Origin of the sequence: Nesterenkonia sp. CL21, assembly GCF_031705515.1 — a bacterium.
Taxonomy (GTDB): Bacteria; Actinomycetota; Actinomycetes; order Actinomycetales; family Micrococcaceae; genus Nesterenkonia; species Nesterenkonia aethiopica.
Genome location: NZ_JAUTWR010000002.1, coordinates 89886 through 116835 on the forward strand (window position 1 = coordinate 89886; position 26950 = coordinate 116835).

20 protein-coding genes are annotated in these 26950 nt (G+C 69.1%); 7 read left to right on the plus strand and 13 right to left on the minus strand.

The window, feature by feature from the left end; translation table 11 throughout:
• Positions 1-48: 48 nt before the first annotated feature.
• From fusA to Q7C18_RS05390, 7 genes are all read right to left on the minus strand, one after another.
• Positions 49-2163, minus strand: coding sequence for an elongation factor G (gene fusA / locus Q7C18_RS05360; protein WP_070161796.1), 2115 nt, complete (start codon positions 2161-2163; stop codon positions 49-51).
• Between the two features lie 162 nt (positions 2164-2325).
• Positions 2326-2796, minus strand: coding sequence for a 30S ribosomal protein S7 (gene rpsG, locus Q7C18_RS05365; RefSeq protein ID WP_070161799.1), 471 nt, complete (start codon positions 2794-2796; stop codon positions 2326-2328).
• On the minus strand, positions 2796-3170 hold the full coding sequence (gene rpsL / locus Q7C18_RS05370) for a 30S ribosomal protein S12 (RefSeq protein ID WP_070161800.1): 375 nt from the start codon (positions 3168-3170) through the stop codon (positions 2796-2798). The genes rpsG and rpsL overlap by 1 nt, the downstream gene beginning before the upstream one ends.
• A 350-nt stretch (positions 3171-3520) precedes the next feature.
• Positions 3521-4561 carry a DUF4349 domain-containing protein gene (locus Q7C18_RS05375; RefSeq protein ID WP_311024508.1) on the minus strand — a complete coding sequence of 347 codons (1041 nt, stop codon included), beginning with the start codon at positions 4559-4561 and terminating at the stop codon, positions 3521-3523.
• Between the two features lie 204 nt (positions 4562-4765).
• Positions 4766-8653: a DNA-directed RNA polymerase subunit beta' gene (locus Q7C18_RS05380; RefSeq protein WP_311024509.1), complete on the minus strand. Its 3888-nt coding sequence runs from the start codon at positions 8651-8653 to the stop codon at positions 4766-4768.
• Between the two features lie 90 nt (positions 8654-8743).
• Positions 8744-12247: a DNA-directed RNA polymerase subunit beta gene (locus tag Q7C18_RS05385; protein WP_070161804.1), complete on the minus strand. Its 3504-nt coding sequence runs from the start codon at positions 12245-12247 to the stop codon at positions 8744-8746.
• Positions 12248-12627: 380 nt separating this feature from the next.
• Complete coding sequence (locus Q7C18_RS05390) at positions 12628-13260, minus strand: TetR/AcrR family transcriptional regulator (protein WP_311024510.1); 633 nt, start codon at positions 13258-13260, stop codon at positions 12628-12630.
• A 139-nt stretch (positions 13261-13399) separates the two neighbouring features.
• Between Q7C18_RS05390 and Q7C18_RS05395 the strand changes: the two genes are divergently transcribed.
• Positions 13400-15718, plus strand: coding sequence for a glycoside hydrolase family 3 C-terminal domain-containing protein (locus Q7C18_RS05395; protein WP_311024511.1), 2319 nt, complete (start codon positions 13400-13402; stop codon positions 15716-15718).
• A gap of 149 nt (positions 15719-15867) precedes the next feature.
• Here the strand turns inward: Q7C18_RS05395 and Q7C18_RS05400 are convergent, their stop codons facing one another.
• Positions 15868-16524 (minus strand): response regulator transcription factor, encoded by a 657-nt coding sequence (locus Q7C18_RS05400; RefSeq protein WP_311024512.1) that lies wholly within the window; start codon positions 16522-16524, stop codon positions 15868-15870.
• Positions 16517-17821: a PspC domain-containing protein gene (locus Q7C18_RS05405; RefSeq protein WP_311024513.1), complete on the minus strand. Its 1305-nt coding sequence runs from the start codon at positions 17819-17821 to the stop codon at positions 16517-16519. The genes Q7C18_RS05400 and Q7C18_RS05405 overlap by 8 nt, the downstream gene beginning before the upstream one ends.
• Positions 17822-17956: 135 nt before the next feature.
• Between Q7C18_RS05405 and Q7C18_RS05410 the strand changes: the two genes are divergently transcribed.
• From Q7C18_RS05410 to Q7C18_RS05435, 6 genes are all read left to right on the plus strand, one after another.
• Positions 17957-19693 (plus strand): PspC domain-containing protein, encoded by a 1737-nt coding sequence (locus Q7C18_RS05410; RefSeq protein WP_311024514.1) that lies wholly within the window; start codon positions 17957-17959, stop codon positions 19691-19693.
• Positions 19690-20229, plus strand: coding sequence for a hypothetical protein (locus tag Q7C18_RS05415; protein WP_311024515.1), 540 nt, complete (start codon positions 19690-19692; stop codon positions 20227-20229). Before Q7C18_RS05410 ends, Q7C18_RS05415 begins: the two co-directional genes overlap by 4 nt.
• 154 nt (positions 20230-20383) lie before the next feature.
• Entirely contained in the window at positions 20384-21115 is a 732-nt protein-coding gene (locus Q7C18_RS05420) for a DUF899 family protein (protein ID WP_311024699.1), read from the plus strand.
• The gene (locus tag Q7C18_RS05425; protein WP_083277330.1) at positions 21112-21615 is read left to right on the plus strand and encodes an SRPBCC domain-containing protein; all 504 of its coding nucleotides are present in this window, start codon (positions 21112-21114) and stop codon (positions 21613-21615) included. The genes Q7C18_RS05420 and Q7C18_RS05425 overlap by 4 nt, the downstream gene beginning before the upstream one ends.
• Positions 21616-21961: 346 nt before the next feature.
• Entirely contained in the window at positions 21962-22228 is a 267-nt protein-coding gene (locus tag Q7C18_RS05430) for a hypothetical protein (RefSeq protein ID WP_311024516.1), read from the plus strand.
• A gap of 52 nt (positions 22229-22280) precedes the next feature.
• Positions 22281-22520: a hypothetical protein gene (locus Q7C18_RS05435; RefSeq protein WP_311024517.1), complete on the plus strand. Its 240-nt coding sequence runs from the start codon at positions 22281-22283 to the stop codon at positions 22518-22520.
• 13 nt (positions 22521-22533) lie between these two features.
• On the opposite strand, the gene Q7C18_RS05440 is transcribed toward Q7C18_RS05435, so the two are convergent.
• The 4 genes from Q7C18_RS05440 to Q7C18_RS05455 all read right to left on the minus strand — a co-directional run bounded on the left by Q7C18_RS05440 (position 22534) and on the right by Q7C18_RS05455 (position 26853).
• Positions 22534-23334, minus strand: coding sequence for a hypothetical protein (locus Q7C18_RS05440; RefSeq protein WP_311024518.1), 801 nt, complete (start codon positions 23332-23334; stop codon positions 22534-22536).
• A gap of 209 nt (positions 23335-23543) precedes the next feature.
• A complete protein-coding gene (gene rplL / locus Q7C18_RS05445) occupies positions 23544-23933 on the minus strand; it encodes a 50S ribosomal protein L7/L12 (RefSeq protein ID WP_070158998.1) in 390 nt (129 codons plus the stop codon).
• A 149-nt stretch (positions 23934-24082) separates the two neighbouring features.
• Positions 24083-24604: a 50S ribosomal protein L10 gene (gene rplJ / locus Q7C18_RS05450; protein ID WP_070158999.1), complete on the minus strand. Its 522-nt coding sequence runs from the start codon at positions 24602-24604 to the stop codon at positions 24083-24085.
• A 398-nt stretch (positions 24605-25002) separates the two neighbouring features.
• Complete coding sequence (locus tag Q7C18_RS05455; protein ID WP_311024519.1) at positions 25003-26853, minus strand: hypothetical protein; 1851 nt, start codon at positions 26851-26853, stop codon at positions 25003-25005.
• Between the last annotated feature and the right edge of the window lie 97 nt (positions 26854-26950).

A 26950-nucleotide genomic window follows, 5' to 3' on the forward strand; every position in this document is an offset into this window, starting at 1 on the left:
TGGTCCCCGGGGGAAGCGGACGATGAGCGTCAGGCGCGAGGGGTCACCTCACTCGCCGCGGCTCTTCTCGATGATCTCCTCGGCCACGGCCTTGGGAACCTCGGCATAGGAGTCGAACGACATGGTGAAGACCGCGCGGCCCTGAGTGCGCGAACGCAGCTCACCGATGTAGCCGAACATCTCCGACAGCGGCACCGCGGCCTTGACGACCTTGACACCGGAGGCGTCGTCCATGGACTGGATCTGACCACGGCGCGAGTTCAGGTCACCGATGACATCGCCCATGTACTCCTCGGGAGTACGGACCTCAACGGCCATCATGGGCTCGAGCAGCACCGGGTTGGCCCGCTTCACGCCCTCCTTGAACACCTGGGAGCCGGCCAGCTTGAAGGCCATCTCGGAGGAGTCGACGTCGTGGTAGGCACCATCGGTGAGCTCGGCCTTGACGCCGACCATCGGGTACCCGGCCAGCACGCCCAGCTGCATGGCGTCCTGGATGCCGGCGTCCACCGAGGGGATGTACTCACGCGGGATGCGACCACCGGTGACCTTGTTCTCGAACTCGTAGAGCTCGCCCTCGCTGGTGTCCAGCGGCTCGAAGTTGACGAGCACCTTCGCGAACTGACCGGAACCGCCCGTCTGCTTCTTGTGGGTGTACTCGACCTTCTCGACGCGCTTCTTGATCGTCTCGCGGTAGGCCACCTGCGGCTTGCCGACGTTGGCCTCGACCTTGAACTCGCGCTTCATGCGGTCCACGAAGACGTCCAGGTGGAGCTCGCCCATGCCGCCGATGACGGTCTGGCCGGTCTCGTCGTCGAGAGAGACGGTGAAGGTCGGGTCCTCCGCCACCAGCTTCTGGATGGCGGTCGACAGCTTCTCCTGGTCACCCTTGGACTTCGGCTCGATGGCCACGTTGATGACCGGCTCGGGGAAGGTCATCGACTCGAGCACGATCGGCTGCTCCGGGTTGCACAGGGTGTCACCCGTGGTGGTGTCCTTCAGACCGATCACCGCGTAGATGTGGCCGGCCTGCACCTCCTCCACCGGGTTCTCCTTGTTGGCGTGCATCTGGAACAGCTTGCCGATGCGCTCCTTCTTCCCCTTGGTGGAGTTGAGGATCTGCGCGCCGGAGGACAGCTGACCGGAGTACACCCGGATGAAGGTCAGGGTGCCGAAGAACGGGTGCGAGGCGATCTTGAACGCCAGCGCCGCGAACGGCTCGTCCTTGGACGGGCGGCGGGTGAGGATGGCCTCCTCGTCGCCCGGCTTGTGGCCCTCCATGGACTCGACGTCCGCCGGCGACGGCAGGTAGTCCACGACGGCGTCCAGCATCGGCTGCACGCCGCGGTTCTTGAACGCGGAGCCGCAGAAGACCGGGTAGGCCTCGCCCGCGACCGTGAGCTTGCGGATGCCGACCTTGAGCTCATCGATGCTGAGCTCCTCGCCCTCGAGGTACTTCTCCATGAGCTCCTCGTCGGCCTCGGCCACGGCCTCCACGAGCTGGTTGCGGTACTCCTCCGCGCGCTCCTGCAGGTCCTCGGGGATCTCACGGGTCTCGTACTCCGCACCCATGGTCACGTCACCCTTGGCGTCACCCGGCCACACCAGGGCCTTCATCTGGAGCAGGTCGATGACGCCGATGAAGTCGCTCTCGGCACCGATCGGCAGCTGCATGACCAGCGGCTTGGCACCCAGGCGCTCGACGATGGTGTCGACGGTGAAGTAGAAGTCCGCACCCAGCTTGTCCATCTTGTTGACGAAGCAGATGCGCGGCACGTTGTACTTGTCGGCCTGGCGCCACACGGTCTCGGACTGCGGCTCCACACCTTCCTTGCCGTCGAACACGGCGACGGCGCCGTCGAGCACGCGCAGGGAGCGCTCCACCTCGACGGTGAAGTCGACGTGGCCCGGAGTGTCGATGATGTTGATCTGGTTGTTCTCCCAGAAGCAGGTCACCGCGGCAGAGGTGATCGTGATGCCGCGCTCCTTCTCCTGCTCCATCCAGTCCGTCGTCGACGCGCCGTCGTGGGTCTCACCGATCTTGTGGTTGATGCCCGTGTAGAACAGGATGCGTTCGGTCGTGGTGGTCTTACCGGCATCGATGTGAGCCATGATGCCGATGTTGCGGACCTTCTTCAGGTCGGTGAGCACGTCTTGTGCCACGGTTGATCCCCTTGTCCTCTCAGGTCTCTCTCAAAAGGGTGGAGCCGCCGGCGGGGCCGCCGACTCCGTTCAGCCTACGCGGCCCGCCCGCACCGGTGAAGCCTCGTCCCGCAGGACGGCGGCCGACCGGGCACGGGCGGGATGCTCCGCGCAGACGCCCGCTCACCAGCGGTAGTGGGCGAAGGCCTTGTTGGACTCGGCCATCTTGTGCGTGTCCTCGCGGCGCTTCACAGCGGCGCCGAGGCCGTTGGAGGCGTCGAGGATCTCGTTCATGAGGCGCTCGGTCATCGTCTTCTCGCGGCGGTCCTTGGCATAGCCGACCAGCCAGCGCAGCGCCAGCGCGGTGGCGCGACCCGGCTTGACCTCGACGGGCACCTGGTAGGTGGCGCCGCCGACGCGGCGGGAGCGGACCTCGAGGGCCGGGCGGACGTTGTCCATGGCCTTCTTCAGGATGCCGACGGCGTCCTCGCCGGTCTTCTTGTGGACGCCCTCGAGGGCGCCGTAGACGATGCGCTCGGCGGTGGACTTCTTGCCGTCGACGAGCACCTTGTTGATCAGCTGGGTGACCAGCGGGGAGCCGTGGACGGGGTCCTGGACGAGCGGGCGCTTGGGTGCGGGTCCCTTACGAGGCATTACTTCTTCTCCTTCTTCGCACCGTAGCGGCTGCGGGCCTGGCCGCGACCCTTGACACCCTGGGTGTCGAGGGCGCCGCGGACGATCTTGTAGCGGACACCGGGGAGGTCCTTCACACGACCGCCGCGCACGAGCACGATCGAGTGCTCCTGCAGGTTGTGCCCCTCGCCGGGGATGTACGCGGTGACCTCGACGCCGCCGTTCAGGCGCACACGGGCGACCTTCCGGAGTGCGGAGTTCGGCTTCTTCGGGGTCGTGGTGTACACACGGGTGCAGACACCGCGACGCATCGGGCTGCCCTGCAGGGCAGGGGTCTTGTTCTTGGCAACCTTGGGAGTGCGCCCCTTGCGCACCAGCTGCTGAATAGTAGGCACTATGCGTTCTCCATACGTGGTTCGGGCTTGACGATCTGTGGACGGGCCGCAGACCGGTCGAGCTGAGGGATGCACTGAAGATCCCGCGTGCGATCGGTTCTGACACGATCCGCGGGAAAAGCCCCTGGGCGTGCAAAAATGTGGCATTCGTTGCGCACCTTCCCCGCAACCCGGACCGAGTCCCTCTGCCACACAGAAACAATCGAGTCAACGATACCAGCTGGGGCGGATCCTGGCGAAACGGGGCGACCGGCGGGACCCTGCGCCCCTGCGGCCACCCCGTCCGGCATGCAGCCGGTGAGCATCCGCCGCGGCCCATCACAGAGCATGGAGGGCACTTCCGCAGGCCTTCAGCGGACCGCTCCCCCACCCGTATCAGCCTCTTCGTCCGGCCTCTCCTCGTCCGGCATCTCCTTGCGCACCGCCTCCTCGTCGGACGCCGTCCCTGACGCGGCGACCTCTGCCTGCGGCACGGCCACACCTGCCCACGCCTGCCGACGCAGCTCCCGACGCCGGCGGTCCCGCCGGACCAGCCACCCGACGCCGACACCAGCCACCACCAGCACGGGGATCCAGGGCACGAGCACCCCGGCCACCACCAGCACCCCGTCGGCGGTGCGCAGCAGCCCGTTCCAGCCGGACTGGAGACCGCCCACGAATCCGTCGGCGCGCACCGCGGCGACGCGTCCGTCGATGAGCTCGAGCCGCAGGGTCGACATCTCCACCTGATCCGCCAGCGCATCCCGCTGTGACACCAGAGACTCCAGCTCCGCCTGACGGTCGCTCAGCGTGGTCTCCGCCGCGAGCAGCTCCTCGCTGGTCTCCGCCTGCTCCATGATCTCCAGGAGGCGATCCACCGAGATCTCCAGCGCCTGGATCCGGGCATCCAGATCGCGAGCAGTCCCGGTGACGTCCTGAGCGCGCTGACTCAGGTCATGGACGTCGCCGAGGCCCTCGAGGTCGTCCAGCAGCTCGGCGAGATGCTCGGCCGGCACTCGCAGCGTCAGAGTCGCCAGGCTGAGCCGACCGTCGTCGTCGGTGCTCTCCCGGCGTGCCTCCACATGACCGCCATACCGCTCGACCTGCTCGACGACGTCCGTCACCGCCTCGGCGACGTCGCGGACCTCCACCTCGGCGGAGGCTGTGGTGACCACCTCTCGATCCTCCGCGTCGGCGTCCGGGCGGGTGCGCTCCTGGCCCGGCGCCTCCGGCGCAAAGTCTTCGGCCGCCTCGTGATCCACGGCCCACTCCCCGCCTTCCGCCCCGTCCGCCTCGCCGTCACCGGCTCCGCATCCGGTCAGCAGGAGCACCGCCACCACCAGCGCGGCCACCGCTTGCAGCCCCCGCAGGACCGCTCCGCCGGCCCCGCGCGCCCTTCCCGTCGCCCTCATGATCCGCCCCTCCGCCGCCTGAACTTTGCAACTGTGAATCCATGATGACAGCAGCGACGGGCGAGGACAAGAGCCCGGGGGCCCTTCACCGACACCCTGCCCTGGCGGTCGACGCGTCTCAGACGCACGAGAGCCCGGACCCCTGGCAGGGTCCGGGCTCTCGAGTGCTCACCTCAGACTGTGGCAGCCCGCGGTGCGCGGAGGTCAGCGGAAGTCGACCTCAGTGTTGTAGTCATCCAACGGGATGGCGTGGAACTCTCCCTCACCCTCCGCGCCGGCGTAGTCGAAGCTGGAGCCGTAGAGGCTCGGCCCGGTGAACAGGTTCGCCTTGGCCTCCTCCGTGGGCTCCACCGCCGACTGCGTGTAGCGGTCCAGACCGGTGCCGGCCGGGATGAGCTTACCGATGATCACGTTCTCCTTCAGGCCCAGCAGCGGGTCGGACTTGCCCTCCATCGCCGCCTGGGTCAGGACACGGGTGGTCTCCTGGAAGGAAGCCGCCGACAGCCACGAGTCCGTGGCCAGCGAGGCCTTGGTGATGCCCATCAGCTCGTCACGACCGGAGGCCGGCTGGCGACCCTCGGCCACGGCCTTCCGGTTCTCCCGCTGGAAGCGGAACCGGTCGGTCAGCTCACCGGGCAGCAGGTCCGTGCCGCCGGACTCGATGACGGTGATGCGCCGCAGCATCTGCCGGACGATGACCTCCACGTGCTTGTCGTGGATGCCCACACCCTGGGACTGGTAGACGTCCTGGACCTCGGAGACCAGGAACTTCTGCGCAGCCCGCGGGCCGAGGACGCGGAGGACCTGCTTCGGGTCCACCGCACCGGCCACCAGCTGCTGGCCGACCTCGACGTGCTGGCCGTCCTCCACCAGCAGACGGGCACGACGCAGCACCGGGTAGGCCTGCTCCTCCGAACCGTCGTCCGGGGTGAGCACGAGGCGTAGCTGCTTGTCCGCATCCTCGAGACGCACACGGCCGGCGGTCTCGGCGATCGGCGCCACACCCTTGGGGGTGCGGGCCTCGAAGAGCTCCTGAATACGGGGCAGACCCTGGGTGATGTCGTCCGCCGACGCGATACCACCGGTGTGGAAGGTACGCATCGTCAGCTGCGTGCCGGGCTCACCGATGGACTGGGCCGCGATGATGCCCACGGCCTCACCGATGTCCACGGTCTTGCCCGTGGCCAGCGACCGGCCGTAGCACAGCGAGCAGGTGCCCACCGGCGACTCACAGGTCAGCACGGAGCGGACCTTGATCTCGGTCACGCCAGCCTCGAACAGCCGTGCGATGAGGACGTCGCCCACATCGGTGCCGCCCTCGGCGAGCACGGTGCCCTCGGCGTCCACGACGTCGACGGCGAGAGTCCGCGCGTAGGCGGAGTTCTCGACGGCCTCGTGGAGCTTCAGCTCGCCGTTCTCGTCGGCCACAGCGATCGGCACGGTCAGGCCGCGCGACGTACCGCAGTCCTCCTCGCGGACGATGACGTCCTGGGAGACGTCCACCAGACGACGGGTCAGGTACCCGGAGTTCGCGGTCTTCAGCGCGGTGTCCGCCAGACCCTTACGGGCACCGTGGGTCGCGATGAAGTACTCGAGGACCGACAGGCCCTCTCGGTAGGAGGACTTGATGGGCCGCGGAATGATGTCACCGCGCGGGTTGGTCACCAGACCACGGATCCCGGCGATCTGCCGGACCTGGAGCCAGTTGCCTCGAGCACCTGAGGTCACCATCCGGTTGATGTTGTTGAGCTCGTCCATGCCCTTCTGCATGGCACCGGCCACCTCGTCGGTCGCCTTGGACCAGATCTCCACCAACTCGGCGTGACGCTCGTCGTCGCCGATCAGACCCATGTCGTACTGCGACTGGACCTTGGCGGCCTGCTCCTCATAGGCGTCCATGATGGACTGCTTGTCCATGTCGGAGGTGATGTCCGAGATGGCCACCGTCACGCCCGAACGCGTCGACCAGTAGAAGCCGGCGTCCTTGAGGTTGTCCAGGGTGCGCGCCGTCGCCACGGTGGGGTACCGCTCGGCGAGGTCGTTGATCAGCGCGGAGAGTTGACCCTTGTCCGCGGCCGTGTCCTGCCAGGGATAGTCCGCCGGCAGCAGCTCGTTGAACTTCACCTTGCCCAACGTGGTCCGGATGACGGCCCGCTGGCCCTGCTCCCAGCCCTCGGGAGCGGGGACATCGGCCGAGGGGACGAAGTTCTCCACCGCGATGGACACCGGAGCGTTGAGGTGCAGCTCCTTCAGGTCGAAGGCCATCTGCGCCTCACCCACGGAGGCGAAGGCACGACCGGCGCCGACCTCGTCCTCCCGGACGGTGGTGAGGTGGTGCAGACCGATGATCATGTCCTGCGAGGGCAGGGCCACCGGGCGGCCGTCCGAGGGCTTCAGGATGTTGTTCGAGGACAGCATCAGGATGCGCGCCTCGGCCTGTGCCTCCGGGCTCAGCGGCAGGTGCACCGCCATCTGGTCGCCGTCGAAGTCCGCGTTGAACGCCGCACAGACCAGCGGGTGCAGCTGCAGGGCCTTGCCCTCCACCAGCTGCGGCTCGAAGGCCTGGATGCCCAGACGGTGCAGGGTGGGGGCACGGTTCAGCAGCACCGGGTGCTCGGTGATGATCTCTTCGAGCACGTCCCAGACCTGGGAGCGCTGACGCTCCACCATCCGCTTGGCGGACTTGATGTTCTGAGCGTGGTTGAGGTCCACCAGGCGCTTCATGACGAAGGGCTTGAACAGCTCCAACGCCATCTGCTTCGGCAGACCGCACTGGTGCAGCTGCAGCTGGGGGCCGACCACGATGACCGAACGGCCCGAGTAGTCCACGCGCTTGCCCAGCAGGTTCTGACGGAAGCGTCCCTGCTTGCCCTTGAGCATGTCGGACAGCGACTTCAGCGGACGGTTGCCCGGCCCGGTGACCGGACGACCGCGACGACCGTTGTCGAACAGCGAGTCCACAGCCTCCTGGAGCATGCGCTTCTCGTTGTTGACGATGATCTCCGGAGCACCCAGGTCCAGCAGACGCTTCAGACGGTTGTTGCGGTTGATCACCCGGCGGTACAGATCGTTGAGGTCGGAGGTCGCGAAGCGGCCGCCGTCCAGCTGGACCATCGGACGGATCTCCGGCGGGATCACCGGCACGGCGTCGAGCACCATGCCCTCCGGCGAGTTGCCGGTGGACAGGAACGCGTTGAGGACCTTCAGACGCTTCAGGGCGCGGGTCTTGCGCTGGCCCTTGCCGGTGCTGATGGTCTCCCGCAGCTTCTCGGCCTCGGCGTCCATGTCGAAGGTCGCCAGACGCTTCTGGATCGCCTCGGCGCCCATGAAGCCCTCGAAGTACTGGCCGTAGCGGGCCCGCAGCTCGCGGAACAGCGCCTCGTCGCCCTCCAGGTCCGAGACCTTGAGGTTCTTGAAGCGGTCCCAGACCCTCTCCAGCTGCTCGATCTCGGCGTCGGCGCGCTTGCGGATCTGCGCCATCTGCTTGTCGGCGGCGTCGCGGGCCTTCTTCTTCTCCGCGGCCTTGGCACCCTCGCCCTCCAGGCGCTCGAGGTCGTCCTCCAGGTCCTTCGCGACGGCGGCGATGTCCGCGTCGCGCTGGTCCGCCAGGTGCTTGACCTCCTGGTCGTACTCGGCCTGCAGGTTCGGCAGGTCCTCGTGACGACGGTCCTCGTCCACGGAGGTGATCATGTAGGCCGCGAAGTAGATGACCTTCTCCAGGTCCTTCGGAGCCAGGTCCAGCAGGTAGCCCAGACGCGAGGGCACACCCTTGAAGTACCAGATGTGGGTCACCGGGGCGGCGAGCTGGATGTGGCCCATCCGCTCACGACGCACCTTGGCACGGGTCACCTCGACGCCGCAGCGCTCACAGATGATGCCCTTGAAGCGCACCCGCTTGTACTTGCCGCAGTAGCACTCCCAGTCCCGCGATGGTCCGAAGATCTTCTCGCAGAAGAGTCCGTCCTTCTCCGGCTTCAGGGTGCGGTAGTTGATGGTCTCCGGCTTCTTGACCTCACCGTGGGACCAGCTGCGGATGTCGTCACCGGTGGCCAGCGCGATGCGCATGGTGCCGAATGAGGATTCGTTGGACATAGTCCTGTGTCTCTCTTTTCTCTCTCAAGATTCGTGACGCGATGACTGCCGTCGCCGACTGCTCTCAGCCGGCGACGGCGCGGGTGAGGCTCAGACCTCTTCGACCGAGCTGGGCTCCGCACGGGAGAGGTCGATGCCCAGCTCCTCGGCGGCGCTGAACCCGGACTCCTCCGCGTCACGCATCTCGATCGCGCTGCCGTCGGCGGAGAGGACCTCCACGTTCAGGCAGAGCGACTGCATCTCCTTGATCAGGACCTTGAACGACTCCGGAACACCGGGCTCCGGAATGTTCTCGCCCTTGACGATGGCCTCGTAGACCTTCACACGGCCGTGGATGTCATCCGACTTGATGGTCAGCAGCTCCTGCAGGGTGTAGGCCGAGCCGTACGCCTCCAGGGCCCAGACCTCCATCTCGCCGAAGCGCTGACCGCCGAACTGCGCCTTACCACCGAGCGGCTGCTGGGTGATCATCGAGTACGGACCGGTCGAGCGGGCGTGGATCTTGTCGTCGACCAGGTGGTGCAGCTTCAGGATGTACATGTAGCCGACCGAGATCCCGTCCGGGAACGGCTCGCCGGAGCGGCCGTCGAACAGCTGGGCCTTGCCGTCGGGCCCGACCAGCCGCTCACCGTCGCGGGTGGTGTTGGTCGAAGCGAGGATGCCGGTGAGCTCGTCCGCCTCGGCACCGTCGAACACCGGAGTGGCGACCTTGGTCGGCCCGGTCTCGCGCGGCAGGTTCGGCAGGTTCTTCAGCCACTCGGGCTCGCCCTCGATGGTCCAGCCCTGCTTCGCGGCCCAGCCCAGGTGCAGCTCCATGACCTGACCGATGTTCATACGACCGGGCACACCCAGCGGGTTGAGCACGACGTCGACCGGGGTCCCGTCGGCCAGGAACGGCATGTCCTCGACCGGCAGGATCTTGGAGATCACACCCTTGTTGCCGTGACGGCCGGCGAGCTTGTCGCCGTCGGTGATCTTGCGCTTCTGGGCCACGTAGACGCGCACCAGCTGGTTCACGCCCGGAGGCAGCTCGTCGCCGTCCTCCGCGTCGAAGATGCGCACACCGATCACGGTGCCGGACTCGCCGTGGGGCACCTTCAGGGACGTGTCACGGACCTCGCGGGACTTCTCGCCGAAGATGGCGCGCAGCAGGCGCTCCTCCGGGGTCAGCTCCGTCTCACCCTTCGGGGTCACACGGCCGACCAGGATGTCCCCGGCCTCGACCTCGGCACCGATGTGGATGATGCCGCGCTCGTCCAGCTGGGAGAGCATCTCGTCCGAGACGTTCGGGATGTCCCGGGTGATCTCCTCCGCGCCCAGCTTGGTGTCGCGCGCGTCCACCTCGTGCTCCTCGATGTGGATCGAGGTCAGGACGTCGTCCTGCACCAGGCGCTGCGACAGGATGATCGCGTCCTCGAAGTTGTGGCCCTCCCAGGACATGAACGCGACCAGCAGGTTCTTGCCCAGGGCGATCTCGCCGTACTCCGTGGACGGACCGTCGGCGATGATCGACTGCCGCTCCACCCGGTCGCCCTCGGAGACCCGGACACGCTGGTTGTAGGTGTTGCCCTGGTTCGAGCGCTCGAACTTCATGATCGGGTAGTGCGTCATGGTGCCGTCGTCATTCATGACGGAGACCAGGTCCGCCGCGACCTTGGTGACCACGCCGGCCTGCTCGGCGGTCACGGAGTCGCCGGCGTCGACTGCGACGTACTTCTCCATGCCCGTGCCGACCACCGGGGACTCGGACTCCAGCAGCGGCACCGCCTGGCGCTGCATGTTGGCACCCATGAGCGCGCGGTTGGCGTCGTCGTGCTCCAGGAACGGGATCAGGGCGGTCGCCACCGACACCATCTGGCGCGGAGAGACGTCCATGTAGTCGATGTCCTCGGCGCCGACCAGCACCGGCTCGCCCTCACCACCGCGCTGACGGCACAGGACCTGCTCCTCAGCGAAGGAGCCGTCCTCAGTCAGCGGCGCGTTGGCCTGAGCGATCTGGGCCGCCAGCTCGTCATCGGCGGTCAGGTACTCGATCTCCTCGGTGACCTTGCCGTCGACGACCTTGCGGTACGGCGTCTCGATGAAGCCGAAGCGGTTGATACGCCCATAGGTCGCCAGCGAGCCGATTAGACCGATGTTCGGACCTTCAGGGGTCTCGATCGGACACATGCGGCCGTAGTGCGACGGGTGGACGTCACGGACCTCCATGCCCGCGCGGTCACGGGACAGACCGCCCGGGCCCAGCGCGTTCAGACGCCGCTTGTGCGTCAGACCGGCCAGCGGGTTGTTCTGGTCCATGAACTGCGAGAGCTGCGAGGTGCCGAAGAACTCCTTGATGGAGGCCACCACGGGACGGATGTTGATCAGCGTCTGCGGGGTGATCGCCTCCACGTCCTGGGTGGTCATGCGCTCACGCACCACCCGCTCCATGCGAGACAGGCCCGTGCGGACCTGGTTCTCGATCAGCTCGCCCACCGCACGGATGCGACGGTTGCCGAAGTGGTCGATGTCATCGATCTGCACGGGCAGGTCGATCTGCTCGCCGTCGCGCAGACCCTTGATGGTCTCGCGGCCGGCGTGCACCGCGCACAGGTAGTGGATCATCGCCACGATGTCCTGCTCGGTGAGCACCGAGGCGTCGGCGTCGGTGAAGTCCTTGTCCACGCCCAGCTTGCGGTTGAGCTTGTAGCGGCCCACCTTCGCGAGGTCGTAGCGCTTCGGAGTGAAGTACAGGCCCTTGAGCAGGCCCTCGGCGGCTTCGACCGTCGGCGGCTCTCCCGGACGCAGCTTGCGGTAGATGTCCAGCAGCGCGTCGTCCTGGGTCTCGAAGGTGTCCTTCTCCAGGGTGGCGCGGATGGAGTCGTAGTCGCCGAACTCCTCGATGATGCGGGACTCGGTCCAGCCCAGCGCCTTCAGCAGTGCGGTGACCGGCTGCTTGCGCTTGCGGTCCAGACGCACGCCGACCTGGTCGCGCTTGTCGATCTCCAGCTCGAACCACGCGCCGCGGGACGGGATGATCTTCGCGGTGAAGATGTCCTTGTCGCTGGTCTTGTCCGGGGTGCGCTCGAAGTAGGCGCCCGGGGAACGGACCAGCTGCGAGACGACGACGCGCTCGGTGCCGTTGATGATGAACGTGCCGCGGTCGGTCATCAGCGGGAAGTCGCCCATGAACACCGTCTGCTGCTTGATCTCGCCGGTGTTGTGGTTCATGAACTCGGCCTTGACGTACAGCGGAGCCGCGTAGGTGGTGTCGCGCTCCTTGCACTCGGCCATCGGCATCTTCGGGTCGGCGAATTCCGGCTCGGAGAAGCTCAGGGACATGGTGCCCTGGAAGTCCTCGATGGGGGACATCTCTTCGAAGATGTCCGCCAGGCCCGAGGTGTCGGAGACGCCCTTGATGCCCTTCTGGCGGGCCTCCTCCACGCGGGCGGCCCAGCGCTCGTTGCCCACCAGGCGGTCGAAGGAGTCGATCTGCAGAGCCAGAAGCTCCGGGACATCGAGGGGTTCGTGGATCTTTGCGAATGAGAGTCGGCCGGCGTATTCAGCGGTACGGGCCGAGGCAGCGGTTTGAATTGAGGTGCTCGAGGCGACCAAGAGGGATCCTTCCACAGACCTTCGTAGCTTCCTTGGCACGCTTCCCCGTCCCCGCGCACGCGGACGGTGTCTGGCCGATCCGACGCCGGGCAGACGTCAGGCGGTCCAGCTGTGAGGAGGAGACGATGCAGGTGCCCACCGCTATTTGAAGGCACGCGCATAGAGGGGAGGCGCAAAAGTACAGCATAAACGACGAGTACGCAGACGCGCAACGCCGCGTCGTGGAGATCACACGCACCGGCGGTGTCGATGAGAGGCGGACGTCCGACGCCGAACCGGCGGGACTGAGTTCCGAGGCAAGATTCTAGCACCGGCGCCGCGGTCACGCATGCGCCGCGCAGGGGCGCGGCGGGGCTCAGTGAGGTGACGGCGGCACCGCCTCAGGGCCGGAGCCGCTCCAGATGCCGGGCCATCACCGCGGCCATGTCCACGCGCGGATCCAGCAGCCACTGGGCCTGGAGGCCGTCGGCCAGCGCGACGAGCTCCAGGGCCGTCTCCTCCGGATCCAGCTCCGGTTGCACGTCCCCCTGGAGCTGAGCGGCGCGCACGGCGCGGGCGAGCCCGGCCAGCACGCGCTGCTGGCGCGTACGGAAGTACTCATGGGCGGGATGCCCGGAGTCCGCCGCCTCCGCCTGCAGCCGCGTATAGAGGTGGATCAGACCCGGCACCTCGGCATTGCGCCGGAGGATCTCCACGAAGCGCCCCAGCTCCAGGGGGACGGCGGACAGATCGGGCCCGCCCGGCGCCGACCCGTCCGGCGCGCTCCGGCGCGGCGCGGGGTCGCCCGCCGCGACGGCGGCGTCGACCTCGTCCCGAGCGCGCAGCACCTCGATGAAGAGCTCCTCCTTCGTGCCGAAGTGATGCAGCAGCCCCGCCTGGCTCAGCCCGACGGCATCGGCCAGCTCCCGCACGGAAGCGCTGGAGTAGCCGCTGCGGGCGATGACCTCCAAAGCGGTGCGCAGGATCTCTCGGCGCCTGGCCAGACCTTTGGCATAGGACCCTCGTCTCCCCATGGCGGCGATTCTACGGCCCCGTCCGCCGACGCTTGCCGCATGAAAACCGAGTGGCGTACAGTTTTGGACAGTGAGGCGGACCACATCGACTCCAGGTCGTCCGTCCACCTCTCCCATCTCCGCTCCGGAAGGACCCCTCATGACCACACCCGCCACACCTTCCTCCCTCGGCACCGACAGCTCCCCCGACCTCTTCGCCGAGGCCGAGCCCCGCGACGTCGTCGCCCGCCTGAGCCTGGAGCAGAAGGCCGAGCTGGTCACGGGCGCCACCTTCTGGACCACCGCCGCCGTCGAGGAGGCCGGGATCCCGGCGATCATGGTCACCGACGGCCCCCACGGACTCCGCAAGCAGGGCGGAGCCGCCGACCATCTGGGCCTGGAACAGAGCGTGCCCGCCACCTGCTTCCCGCCCGCGGTGGCCCTGGGCTCCGCCTTCGACACCGACCTGGCCGAACGCGTCGGCGCCGCCATCGGCGCCGAGGCCCGCGCCGAAGGGGTCGGCGTCGTGCTGGGCCCGGGCCTGAACATCAAGCGCTCCCCGCTGTGCGGCCGCAGCTTCGAATACTTCTCCGAAGACCCCCTGGTCTCCGGCGAGCTCGCCGCCGCCGTCACCCGAGGCATCCAGTCCCGCGGCGTGGGCGCATGCCTGAAGCACTTCGCGGCGAACAACCAGGAGCATGACCGCATGCGCGTCTCCAGCGACGTGGACGCCCGCCCCCTGCGGGAGATCTATCTGCGCGGCTTCGAACGGGCGATCGCCTCCGCCCGCCCGTGGACGGTGATGAGCGCCTACAACAAGATCAACGGCGTCTCGGCCTCCGAGGACCCCTGGCTGCTCACGGAAGTGCTGCGTGACCAGTGGGGCTTCGACGGCCTGGTGATCTCCGACTGGTTCGCCGTCGGCGACCGAGTCGAGGCGCTGCGAGCTGGACTGGACCTGGAGATGCCGACCACCGGAGGCGCCAGCCAGGAGCAGGTCATCGCCGCGGTGCAGGAGGGCGACCTCGACGAGGCGGCCCTGGACCGCTGCGCGGCGCGCGTGGTGGAGCTGGTGCAGAAGGTCCAGGCCGGGGCCCGCACGCCGGCGGTGGACGTCGACGTCCAGGCACACCACGCGCTGGCCCGCGAGGCCGCCGCACGCTCCGCCGTGCTGCTGAAGAACGACGACGAGATCCTGCCGCTGGATGCCAGCGCCTCCGTGGCGGTCATCGGCGAGTTCGCCCGCACTCCGCGCTACCAGGGCGCCGGCAGCTCACAGATCAACCCGACCCGGGTGGACGACGCGCTGACCGCCATCACGGCGGCGTCCCGGGCCGAGGTCCGGTTCGCCCCGGGCTTCCCCCTGGAGGGCGCCGAGGAGACCGCCTCCGGGACGGCCGAGTCCCTGCGCGCCGAGGCGGCGGAGGCCGCCGGCGCTGCCGACGTCGCCGTCGTCTTCCTGGGACTGCCCGCCGCCGACGAGTCCGAAGGCTTCGACCGGGAGCACCTCGACCTGCCCGCCGAGCAGCTGAACCTGCTCGAGGCCGTCGTGGAGGCCAACCCCCGCACCGTGGTGGTGCTGTCCCACGGCGGCGTCGTGGCGCTGCCCTTCGCCCAGACGGTGCCGGCGATCCTGGAGGGCTGGCTGCTCGGCCAGGCCGGCGGATCCGCCACCGCCGACCTGCTCTACGGGACGGCCAATCCCTCAGGACGGCTCACCGAGACCATCCCGCTGCGGCTGGCCGACTCTCCCGCCTACCTGGACTTCCCCGGCGAGCACGGGCACGTCCGCTACGGGGAAGGAGTCTTCGTGGGCTACCGCTGGTACGACGCCCGAGACCTCGACGTGGCCTTCCCGTTCGGCCACGGCCTGAGCTACACGCGCTTCGAGCACACCGACCTGGACGTCTCGGTCGAGGCGGACGAGCTGCGCATCCGGACGACCATCACCAACACCGGCGAGCGCGACGGGCACGAGGTGGTCCAGGTCTATGTGGGCCGCCCCGGCTCCGCCGTGGCCCGTGCCCCACGTGAGCTCAAGGCCTTCACCGCCGTGGCCCTGCAGGCCGGAGAATCCCAGATCGTGGAGCTGCGCGTGCCGCGCCAGGACCTGGCCCACTGGGACCGCCGTCTGGACCGATGGGTGGTGGAAGGCGGCGAGCACGTCGTCGCCGTCGGCGCGTCCTCCCGCGATCTGCGCCAGGAGACGAGGGTGGAGGTGCCTGGCGACGAGGTGGCCGTCCCGCTGACCCGGGAGTCCACACTCGGCGACGCCCTGGCCCACCCACTCACCGGTCCGCTGGTGCGCGAAGCGGTGCAGGAGGCGGCCCAGTCCGGCGGAGGCGGCGACGTCTTCAGCGCCGAGGGCCTGATGCGGATGTTGGAGTCCTTCCCTCTGGGACGGCTCGGCGGATTCTCCACCAGCGGGATGGACCAAGAATGGGTCGACGGGCTGATCGCGCGCACCCGGCGGGGCTGAACCGGCCGGGCCGGAAGACAGGGGGCACTCCGTCCGAGCCCCTCCGTCCCCGTCGGGTTCGTCCGTCCTCCGGAATACCCTAGGGACAGACGAACCCGGCGGAGACGGGCCGGGCCCCCTCGAGGGGGGGGGGGGCGGACGCCCAGACCTCAGACGATGCGGCGCTGCTCGGCCCAGCGAGTCAGCTCATGCCGAGAAGACAGCTGCAGCTTGCGCAGCACCTTGGAGACGTGGGACTCCACCGTCTTGACGGAGATGAACAGGTCCGAGGCGATCTCCCGGTAGGTGTAGCCCCGCGCGATGAGCCGCATGACCTCCACCTCCCGGGCGGAGAGCAGATCCAGCTCCTCGTCCCGGACGTCCTGGGCCACCGAGGAGGTGCCGAAGGCGTCCAGCACAAACCCGGCCAGCCGTGGGGAGAAGACCGCGTCTCCCCCGGCGACGGCCGCGACGGCGTCGACCAGGTCGTCCGAGCTGATCGTCTTGGTGACGTACCCGCGGGCGCCGGCGCGGATGACCGAAACCACGTCCTCGGCCTGGTCCGAGACGCTGATCGCTAGGAACCGCACGTCCTCCAGCAGGTCACGGCAGCCCGCCACCACCTCCGCTCCCCCGCCGCCGGTCCCACCCGGCAGGTGTACGTCCAGCAGCACCACCTCAGGCAGGTGCTCGCGCACCGCCAGCACCGCGGAGTCGACGTCGTGGGCCTCCCCGACGACGGCGACCCGACCGTCCAGCTCGGCGCGCAGCCCGGCGCGGAAGATGGCGTGGTCGTCCACGATCACCACCCGATGCAGCTCAGTCATGGCCGTTCTCCTCCTCGACGGCGGCGTCGACCGGCATGAACAGCTGCACCTCGGTGCCTCGGCCGTTCGAACGGATGCGCGCCTCGCCGCCGGCCCGACGCATCCTGCCGATGATGGACTCCCGGACTCCGAGGCGGTCCTCCTCGATCCCCTCGAGGTCGAACCCTGGGCCCCGGTCACGGACGAAGACCGCGTCCTGGGCGGCGTCGGACTCCACATACACCGAGGCCGGCCCGGCGTGCTTCAGGGCGTTGACGATCGCCTCCCGGACGGCGGCCACCAGCACACGGTGGTCCTGACGCCGGGACTCGCCGACGGCGACGACCTCCACCGTGCCGTCATGCATCTCCTCCAGTTCGGCGGCGGCCGCGGTGAGCTGGTCCTTCAGCGTGCCGGACTCGTGCTCCTGCTGGCGGTACAACCAGCCTCGCAGCTGCCGCTCCTGGCTGCGGGCGAGCCGCTCCACGGCCGCGGGGTCGTGACGCTGCTTCTGGATCATCGCCAGCGTCTGCAGCACCGAGTCGTGCAGGTGGGCGGCGATGTCCGCCCGCTCGGCCTCCGCGGCCGCGCGGGCCCGTTCAGTGGTGGCGGTGCGGTACAGGCGGATCAGCCATGGGGCGATCACCAGGGCGATCCCGGCCAGCAGCATCATGGCCACGATGAGTCCCAGCAGCAGGTCCCCGCCCGGTACGAAGCCGCCGGCGATGACCAGCAGCGCGACCACCACGAGCCCTGCCCCACCGGCGATCTGCCACAGCGTGGTGTGGTCGGCGCCGCCACGGCCGGTCTTGTCGACCTGGGACCAGGCCAGGAGGATCCCGACCAGGATCACCGCGGGCGGCCCGAAGAGCCGCCAGTTCATCTCGACCCCCGCCAGGGACAGCGCCAGCAGGGCGGCCGCACCGAGCAGCAGGCCGCCCAGCAGCACCTCCGGCGAGCTGGTCAACGAGTCCAGGAGCCGGCGGATGCGTTCCCCCGGGTCGGCGGCTCCCTGGGTCCCGTCACGCGCCGCGCCGTCGGACGCGGGTTCCGCACCGGGCGGCCCTTCGCCGTCCACCGCCGGGCCGGAGAGGCCGCGCACCCCGGCGGTGGCCTCCGGCTCGTCCTCCGACGGCACGAAGATCCACAGCCAGCAGTACAGGAGGATCCCTACGCCTCCCGCGATGGCCAGGCCGATCATCACCGCGCGGACCACCGGCAGGGAGACCCCGAGGTGCCGGGAGACGCCCAGGCACACGCCGGCCACGGGGGTGCCGGTGCCCCGGCGCAGCGGGGGCCGTTCGGTGTCCGTGACCATGGTTCCATCCTGCCACGGCGGGAGACCCTGAGACCCGTCGTCGCCCGGAATTCCGGGCTTCTGAGGGAAGGATCAGGGTCGGATCAGGGTGGACCCCCATAGCGGAGACCCCCGGGGGCGGAGGAAGCTGGAGGCATGGATGACTCGACCACTCCCCACGATGAGCGCGCCCGGCCACGGCCGGAGGCGCCGGACCCCCGGCCCGAGGCCGGCCACCAGTTCTTCGACTGGATCCGCTCCACCGGCCTGACCCGTCCGGACACCGGGTGGGCCGGCGGCGTCATGGCGCTGCTGGCCCAGAAGCTCCGCTGGGACGCCACCCTGGTGCGTGGCCTCGGCGTCGTGGCCCTCGTGCCGTTCTTCTCCCCGGTGATCCTGCTCTACGGCCTGGCGTGGATCCTGATCCCGGACTCGAAGGGCCGGATCCCGACGCAGCAGGCGCTGCGCGGAGACTTCACCGGCGGACTCGTCGGCGGCGCCGCCCTGGCGGTCATCGGCGCGCTCAACGTCTCCACCCCGCTGAGCCTGGCCGGGCCGTTCGCGATCCTGCTGAACCTGGTGATCATCGGTGTGGTCGCCTGGGTGGTCTACACCCTGATGCGTCGGCACACCGCTGAGCACGGCGGCCCGCGCTGCGCCCCGGCGGGCTCCTCGTCCGGGCCGGGCGGATACGGAGACGACGCCGCGTTCCGCCGTGAGGCGCAGCGGGAGGCGGACCGGGAGGCTCGCCGGGCCTCCCGTCACGCCCGTCATGAGGCGCGCCGCGCCGCGCGGGAGGCCTCTGCGCAGGTGAAGGAGGACGACGCCCAGGGAAAAGCGCAGGCCGGGAGCTCATCATCCGTCCGTGATGACGGGCGCCCGGCCTGGTACCCGAAAGAGACGGCCTCCGACGCCGACAGCGGCTCCGGAGGCGACTCCGGAAGCGGTCCGGGCAGCACCTCCGACGCCGCCGGGACGTCCGCCCCCCGCAGTCCGCACCAGGACGCGCCTGCCGGCGCCGCCGTGGCCTGGGACCCTCGAGTCCTGGAAGAGTCCCGGCGTCGGCGCATGATCGCCTTCGGTCTGTTGCTGGCCGCAGCCTCCGGCGTGCTGGCCGCGATCTGGGTCCTGGGCGTCTCCGGCACCTCCGCGGTGCTGGCCGGACTGGTGGGCCTGGTCTCCGTGCTGGCTCTGCTGCACCTGCTGGGGGCACTGCGCGGCAGGCGCGGGCACGGCTTCCTGCTGACGGTGGCCACCGTGGCGATGCTGCTGACCTTCTTCGTCCACCAGAATCCCGGCAGCGCACCCTCTGTGAGCGGCTCGAACGTGGCGTTCGGCAGCTACACCAGCGACGCCGAGTCGCTGAACTCAGCTTTCGCGAACACCACCATGGACCTGCGCCACCTCGCCGGACGTGGCGAGCCTGGCGTCACCGAGGTGGTCCACGCCGAGCTGAACTCCGCCTTCGCCCGCACCACCGTGGTCATCCCCGACGACTCCACGCTGATCGTCCAGTCCCGTCAGGCGCTGGGTCGGCTCGACATCCATACCCAGGACGAGCAGCGCAGCTCCCGCGGAGCCGAGGTCACCGAGCACCGGATCGGTGACGAGGATGCGGATCTGCAGATCCTGCTGACGGCCAACACCGCCTTCAACAGGGTGGAGATCTACGACGCGACCACCTATGCGGAGCAGGTCGAAGGTGACATCGGCGGGCAGCACGACGACGGCGACGCCGCCGGAGCCGGTGCGGGTGCCGGAGCTGGTGCAGGTGCCGGTGCAGGTGCCGGTGCCGGAGACCTGACCGATGCGGCGGCGTTCGAGACCTATCCCTTCCCGGGCGGCGTGACGCAGGCCGAGACCGCCGCAGACCTGGAAGGAGCCGACCGATGACCCACGACCACGACGAGCCCCGCACCACTTCCCCCGACCGCCGCGCGTCCCCAGAGCCCCCTGACTCCCCGCAGTCCGCCGGATCACCGGCCGACTCACCGACGGGCGCCGCATCCGCTACCGCGTCCCCGACCCGACCGACCATCCCCCTGCCGCCGGAGCCCGAGGACGTCGACGCCCTGCTGGCCGACTCCCTGAGGGCCCAGAGCGAGCAGGAGTTCACCTGGAAGGAGCCCGAGCGTCGCCCCCGCTGGTACGAGCGGGCCGAGATGCAGCAGGCGGCCTCCGCCGAGTCTCCCTCCGCCCCGGCCGCTGCGACCGCACCCGGGAAGTCCCGCGGACGCCGGCGCGGCCGACCCCGGATCGGGCAGGCGGTCTTCGCCCTGATCTGCCTGATGCTGGCACTGTGGGTGTTGGCCGCCGTCGTGCTCAACGTCATGATCGACCCGCTGATGGTGGCCCTGGGCATCTGCGCGGTGGCCGGACTGGCCCTGGTCGTCGGAGGCCTGCGCCCCCGCCCCGGCGCCAGGCTCTGAACCGGGCCATGGTTCGGACCGCTCGCGGAGACGTCCCGGCCTGCGATCCTTGACAGCCCGCGAAGCGTCCGGCCTACCCTCAGAGCCCGCCGATGCCATGGAGTGACATGGGGTGAGCGGGGTGAGCGTCGCCGTCGAACGCAGGGAGCGCATCATGGACAGGGCCATGCCGCCGGTGGTGGACCAGCAGATCTGGGAGCAGGAGCTGGAGCGACTGCGCACCCGGGAGAAGGCGGTCACGCGCGAGCTGGACGCCGTCGCCGCGCAGCGTCGTCGCCTCCCGATGGTGAAGATGCCCGACTACACGCTCGCCGGTGAGCATGGCCCCGTGCGGCTCGCGGAGATCTTCGACGGAGCCTCCCAGCTGATCACCTACCACCACATGTGGACTCCGGGCGCCGAGTGGCAGTGCGGCGGCTGCACCGGCTACACCTCCCAGTTCACCCGCCTCGACTTTCTCCGGCACTACGACGCCCGGTTCGTGATCGTCACCCAGGGTGAGATCCATGATGCCCTGGCGTATCGGGAGAAGGTCGGCAACCGGATGACCTGGTACTCCACCGCCGACAGCAGCTTCGGCGCCGACGTCGGCGCCCCGCCGGGCGGAGGCTTCGCCCTCAACGTCTTCCTCCGCGACGGCGACGACGTCTACCGCACCTGGCACTCCTCCGGACGCGGGACCGAGCAGCTCAGCCACACCTTCGCGCTGGTGGACGTGCTGCCCTACGGACGGCAGGAACGGTGGCAGGACTCTCCGGAGGGATGGCCCCAGGGCCCCACCTACAGCGGATGGTTGGGCTCCGAGGAGGTCGCCCGGCTCTATGGGAGCGGCCGCGAGGACGACGGGCCGCAGGAGGATGAGCGGCAGGAGGATGAGCGGCCATGAGACGGCGGCGGGCCCACGGAGCCTCGGAGGAGGCCCTGCACAGGGACCGGCTGATCGAGGCCCCGGCCGCCAGGATCTTCGCCGTGCTCACCGACCCCGACCAGCACCAGTACACCGAGCCCTCCGACTGGGTCAGGGAGGCGATCTCCTCCGAACCGCTGACCCGTGTGGGACAGATCTTCGGGATGGCCATGCACCACGTCAATGCCGGCGGCGACTACGTCATGCACAACAGAGTGGTCCTCTTCGAGCAGGACCGGGCCATCGCCTGGGAGCCCGGCCAGTACGGCGCCGCAGGACAGCTCGACGTCGGCGGCTGGATCTGGCGCTACGACCTCGCACCCCACGGCGCGGGCACCGAGGTCCGGCTGACCTATGACTGGTCGGCCACCCCGGCGCATGTCCGCGCGGAGATCGGAGGCATGCCGCCCTTCGGCGCGGACTTCCTGGAGACCTCGCTGGCCACGCTGGACGTGCACGTCACCTCACGCACCCGGTGATCGCATGCGTCGCTCCTCGCCGTCCTGGCACTCGGGGGTCTCACCGCGGGCGCCCTCGTGCTGTCGGCCTGCGGACCCTCCCCGCGGGCCACGTCTTCCGGCAGGACGGCTATCGAGACTTCACCGCAGACTGCCCCACCGGGGCGCCGGACGCGATCTGGCTCGAAGAGGCCACTGGGGAGACCCTGCTGATGGCCGTCGGTGCGCCCGGCGGTCCCTCGAACACCCGACGAACCAGATCGACGACCGCCCGCGCGTCCCGGGAGGGCTCGCCGAAGAAGACCCACTGGCGGGAGGAGCCCCCAGATGCCACGCCCCGGCGCTCTCGGGCCTCCTGGCGGACTCGGTGAGCGCGGACGAGCACTTCTCCGAAACGCGGCTGGACCACACCGCCCGCGGTCACATCCGCACCATCGGGGCTCCGGAGCCAGCCTCCGCCGGTGCTCGGAAGGGCACGGCCGACGGCGAGGACACCGGATTCGTAATCGCCCGTGAGGCGGACGCCAGGGGGCTGTATCGGCGCCCGGTGGGCAGCCGATGGGGTCGGCTCCGCCGTGAGGTGCTGCTGCCGGTGACCACCAGCCCCTTCGCGGAACTGTTCGTCCTGGTCTAGGTGCCGTTCGCGCTGCCGCTGCTCGGCTCGTGGATCCCCGGGACGCAGCGCCGTGGGCACCGCGCTCCATGGCCAGGTCGACGGCTTCCGCGAGGCACTGGCGGAGATGACAGCCCAGGAGCTGGCTGGTGCCACTGAGCTCGGCACTCTGGCGGCCTCCTCCGAACCCGGGGGCAGGATGCTCCACCAGCGGCGCCTCGGGCACTCCTTCGGGGCTTCGGTGGGCACCGTGGTCAGCACCTCTGGCGGCTTCGCCGGTGGAGGCGGCGGAGTGAGGTGGGGCGGTCGGTGACCGCCCCACCCGGTCAGGCATCCGCGCCGTCGTCCTCCGCGCCGGTGTCCTCCGCGCCGGTGTCCTCCCCATCAGACTCTTCAGAGTCATCAGAGAACTCGTAGCCGCTGCGGGAGACCTGCATCCAGTTGTCCCCGGCGATGCAGGTGATGGCGTCCTCGCCGACCGTGCAGGCCAGCCCCTCGACCTCGAGGACCTCGCCGTAGTTCAGCGTCGGCACCTCAGAAGACTCGAACTGGGGGTAGACGGGCCCCTCGTAGCCGTAGAGCCCCACGTCGGACTCCAGCAGGGACGGGTGGCGCTCACGGCCCTGGTCGTCCGGCTCGGGCTGGACGTCCTCGTCGAAACTCATGTAGCAGACCGCGGCCGGAGTCGCGGCCTGACCTGAACGCCCCAGGCTGCACGTGTGCCGGCCACTGGGAGTCTCGAACTGCCAGGCCCGGGCGCCGATGGCCTGGCTCTGCTCGTCCAGCGGCACCTCGAAGGCGTCCGGGTCCACCCGGTCCCCGCTGAGCTCCCCATCGAGGTGCTCATCCGCGGCCTGGTCCTCCTCGGGCTCCTCCTCGGGCTCCTCCTCCGCACCGTCGTCGGCAGCGTCTTCGGCACCGTCGTCGGCGCCGTCCCCGGAGGTGTCGGCGCCGTCGTCGTCGCCGGAGCCGCCGTCTGGGGCGTCCTGGCCGTCGGTCTCCTCCTGTGCGGCGCCGTTCTCCTCGGTCTCGCCCTCGGAGTCATCGGCCACCGCGCAGGAAGCCAGCGCCAGTGCTCCGATGCCCAACACGCCCACCAGAGCCTGCTTCGTCCTGATCAACGCCATCGCGCCCCCTTGTCCGTTCGATCGGTCCTCGTCAGCCACATGCTACTGCCCTCTGCCGCCCCAGGGGAGAGGGTGCCGGTGCCGCGTCAGCGCGTCGGCGCCCGCAGACAGACGGATCCCCGGGTGTCAGGCGTGCTGCCTGACTCCCGGGGATCCGTCGTATGAGCAGATCAGGTGACCTGCGAGAAGCGGTCCTCAGACCGCGACCATCACTTGAGGGTGACGGTGGCGCCGGCGCCCTCCAGGGCCTCCTTGGCCTTCTCAGCGGCCTCCTTGTCGACACCCTCGACGACAGCCTTGGGGGCGCCGTCGACCAGCTCCTTGGCCTCCTTCAGGCCGAGGGAGGTGAGACCGCGCACCTCCTTGATGACGCCGATCTTCTTGTCGCCAGCGGCCTCGAGGATGACGTCGAACTCGGTCTGCTCCTCAGCAGCCTCGCCCTCGCCACCACCGGCGGCCGGGGCCGCACCGGCGACGGCCACCGGAGCGGCGGCGGTCACGTCAAAGGTCTCCTCGAACTGCTTCACGAACTCGGAGAGCTCGATGAGGGACATCTCCTTGAACTGCTCGATCAGCTCGTCGTTGCTCAGCTTCGCCATGGTTGGCGCTCCTTCTCTGTCTTGGCGTGCCGCGCCGTCGGTCCGACGACGTCGACACATGCGGATCTTGGTGGTCACCACCGCTCCTGCGGAGCGATGTGGCAAGGCCCCCGGTACGCCTCCGGGACCTCACCGTCGTGTCACTCGGCTCAGGCGGCCTCTTCCTGCTTGGCCCGCAGCGCGTCGGCTGCCCGTGCGATCTTGGAGATCGGGGCCTGGAAGGTGGCGGCAGCCTTGGTCTGGGCGCCGATGAGCGCCCCGGCCAGCTTGCCGAGCAGAACCTCACGGGATTCAAGATCCGCGAGCTTCTTCACGCCCTCCTCATCGAGAGCGGCGCCATCCATGTAGCCGCCCTTGACGATGAGCTGAGGGTTGTCCTTGGCAAAGTCACGCAGCGCCTTGGCCACGTCCACGGGGTCCCCGTGGACGAAGGCGATCGCGGACGGACCGGACATCTTGCCCTCAAAGGCGTCGACGCCGGCTTCCTTGGCCGCGATCTCGGTGAGCGTGTTCTTCACCACGGCGTAGTTCGCGTTCTCCCGCACGGACCGCCGCAGAGTCTGCAGCTGGCCCACGGAGAGGCCGCGGTATTCCGTGAGCACTGCGGCGTTGGAGCTGCGGAACTGCTCCGCGAGCTCGGCAACGGCGGCAGCCTTCTCAGGATTCGCCATGGCACTCCTTCCGATCAATCGAGCCGGCCAGGTCCTTCCAGAGGTCCAGGGCATGAAAAAAGCCCCGGTGCGCAGGCACGGGGCTCGGATGACTCCCAGCAGAGACGCCGTGAGAACACGGGCCTCCCGATGGGGAGATCGGCTCGAGGTGCACCTGCGCAGGTCGCCCGGAAGGGTCTTTACAGTTGCGCCGCACATCGAGCATGCTGCTCGACGACCGTGGAGCTCAGTGCCACTGCTCTCCACACGACGACAACGACCGGCGGTCTTTGGTCAGCGCTCATATTACACAGCCGACGGTGCCGGAGCAAAACGGGCCCCGACGGCGCCGCACGCGCGAGGAGCGGTCCCTCTCCGTCGGGAGAGGGACCGCTCCTCAGCAGGTGGGCGGCAGGCGCTCAGCCGCGGCGACGCACCAGGCGTGCCCGGTGGGCGAACGCCATGAGCGCGGCACCCAGTGCCAGGAAGGCCCCGGCGATCGTCCCGGCGGTGCGGGCCTCGACGCCGGTCTCCGCCAGCTTCTCGCCGGAGGACTCGGCCGGGGCCTCGGTCTTCGCCTCGGTCTTCGCCTCGGTCTTCGTGTCAGCCGTCGAGACGACCTCCTCCTCCGTGGAGTCCTCGACGGTGACCGTCACGCCCTCATCGGAGAGTTCGACGTCGATGCCGGCAGCGGTGTCCTCGGCGGCATCGTCGTCGTCATCCTCCTCGGAGACGCCCTCCTCCGCGTCAGAGGTGGACTCGTCCTCGGCGACAGGCTCGTCACCGTCATCCTCGGAGGCAGACTCCTCGTCTCCCTCATCCTCGGACGACGCCGAGTCATCCTCATCCGACGGGGTCGACTCGTCGCCATCCGACGGGGACTCATCCTCGTCCGGCGGGGTGACCTCACCTTCGTCCTCATCGTCCTCGTCATAGATCTCGACGTCCTCGTCGTTCGCGTTGCGCAGGAAGTCGGTGGGGACATAGAAGAGGAAGAAGTCGGTGGTGTCGAGAGCATCCGCGAGCTCAGGGCTCTCGACCATGATCCGCTGCCCGATGAGGTCGGGGTTCCGTCCCTCACCCACATCCTCCGGCGAGTCGGCATGAGCAAAGCGGATCAGCGTCCCGGCCGGGATGTAGGCCAGCACCTCGTCGTTGAGCCCCTCGGTGTAGGAGCCATAGACGGGTGCGCGGTCCGTGACCACCGCAAGGTTCCACAGGTCGCCGTCATACTCCGGGTCGTCCAGATCGACGGTGGGTGCCTCCGATTCCGTCGGCGTCGGCCGCGGGCCGTCGGAGACCGCGCTGTCATCGTCGACGGAGGTGATGTGGTCGGTGCGGATCGAGACAGACTCCACACCGAGCTCGCGCTCGAAGAGGTCGTCGGTGAGGGTGACGAACCCTCCGGCCTCGTCGACCCGCTCGAGGTCGCCGGTGAAGCGGACGATCGAACCCTCCGCGATGTAGGCGATCGGTTCACCCCACTCCCCGCCAGTCTCGAAGACCGGAGCCCGCTCCGTGACGACGAGGACGACCTCGTCCTGGTAGTCCGAGGCATCGCGCGGCGGGAACTCCAGGACCGGCACATCGGCGTCCGGCACGTCCGTCTCAGGAGCGTCCTCATCGGGTGCACCGTCGGCGACAGCGGCGACGTCCGAGGGAGAGAAGTACACGACTCCTACCCCGAAGTGCTCGGCGAAGATGCCGTCAGAGGAGGAGATCCTGGACCAGTCGTCATCCGCGTCGAGGTCACCCGAAGAGTGCTGCAGCACGCCGCCCTGGGCGACGTAGCCGATGACCTCGAGCTCTCCGTCCTCATCGATCACGTGCACGGGCGCAGGGTCAGCCGTGACCTGGAAGAACTCGTCCTCCTGGCCGGTCACGTCACGCGGTCCGACCGTGATGGTCGGCAGCTCGCCGGCATCTTCAGCGTCCGCGTCCTCAGCGTCCGCGTCCTCACCGTCACCCTCTTCGGAGTCCGCACCCTCCTCCTCAGAGACGGGCTCGTCCCCCTCAGAGTCAGCGTCGTCCTCGTCGGAGACCGGTTCGTCGTCGTCTGCGGCGTCCTGGTCCCCACCCTCGGTCGCGTCCTGGCCGTCGTCGACGGTCTCGTCCTGAGTCTCCTCGACGACCTCTGCCGAATCCGGCTCCTGCTCGGTGTCCGCGGAGACGGGCGCCATGCCCAGTCCCAGCATGCCGGCGGTCACCGCCGGGCCAGCGATCAGCGCCGCGGCCAGTCGCCCCTTCTTCGTGGTCAGTTCCTCGGTCATGAACCCCTCATGTCTCGGCCCGCACGCATGACGGCGGGCCTGTTCATCTGGTTGCTGATGCTGCTCGGCGTGGCCCGCAGGCCGCCGCGCCCTGGGC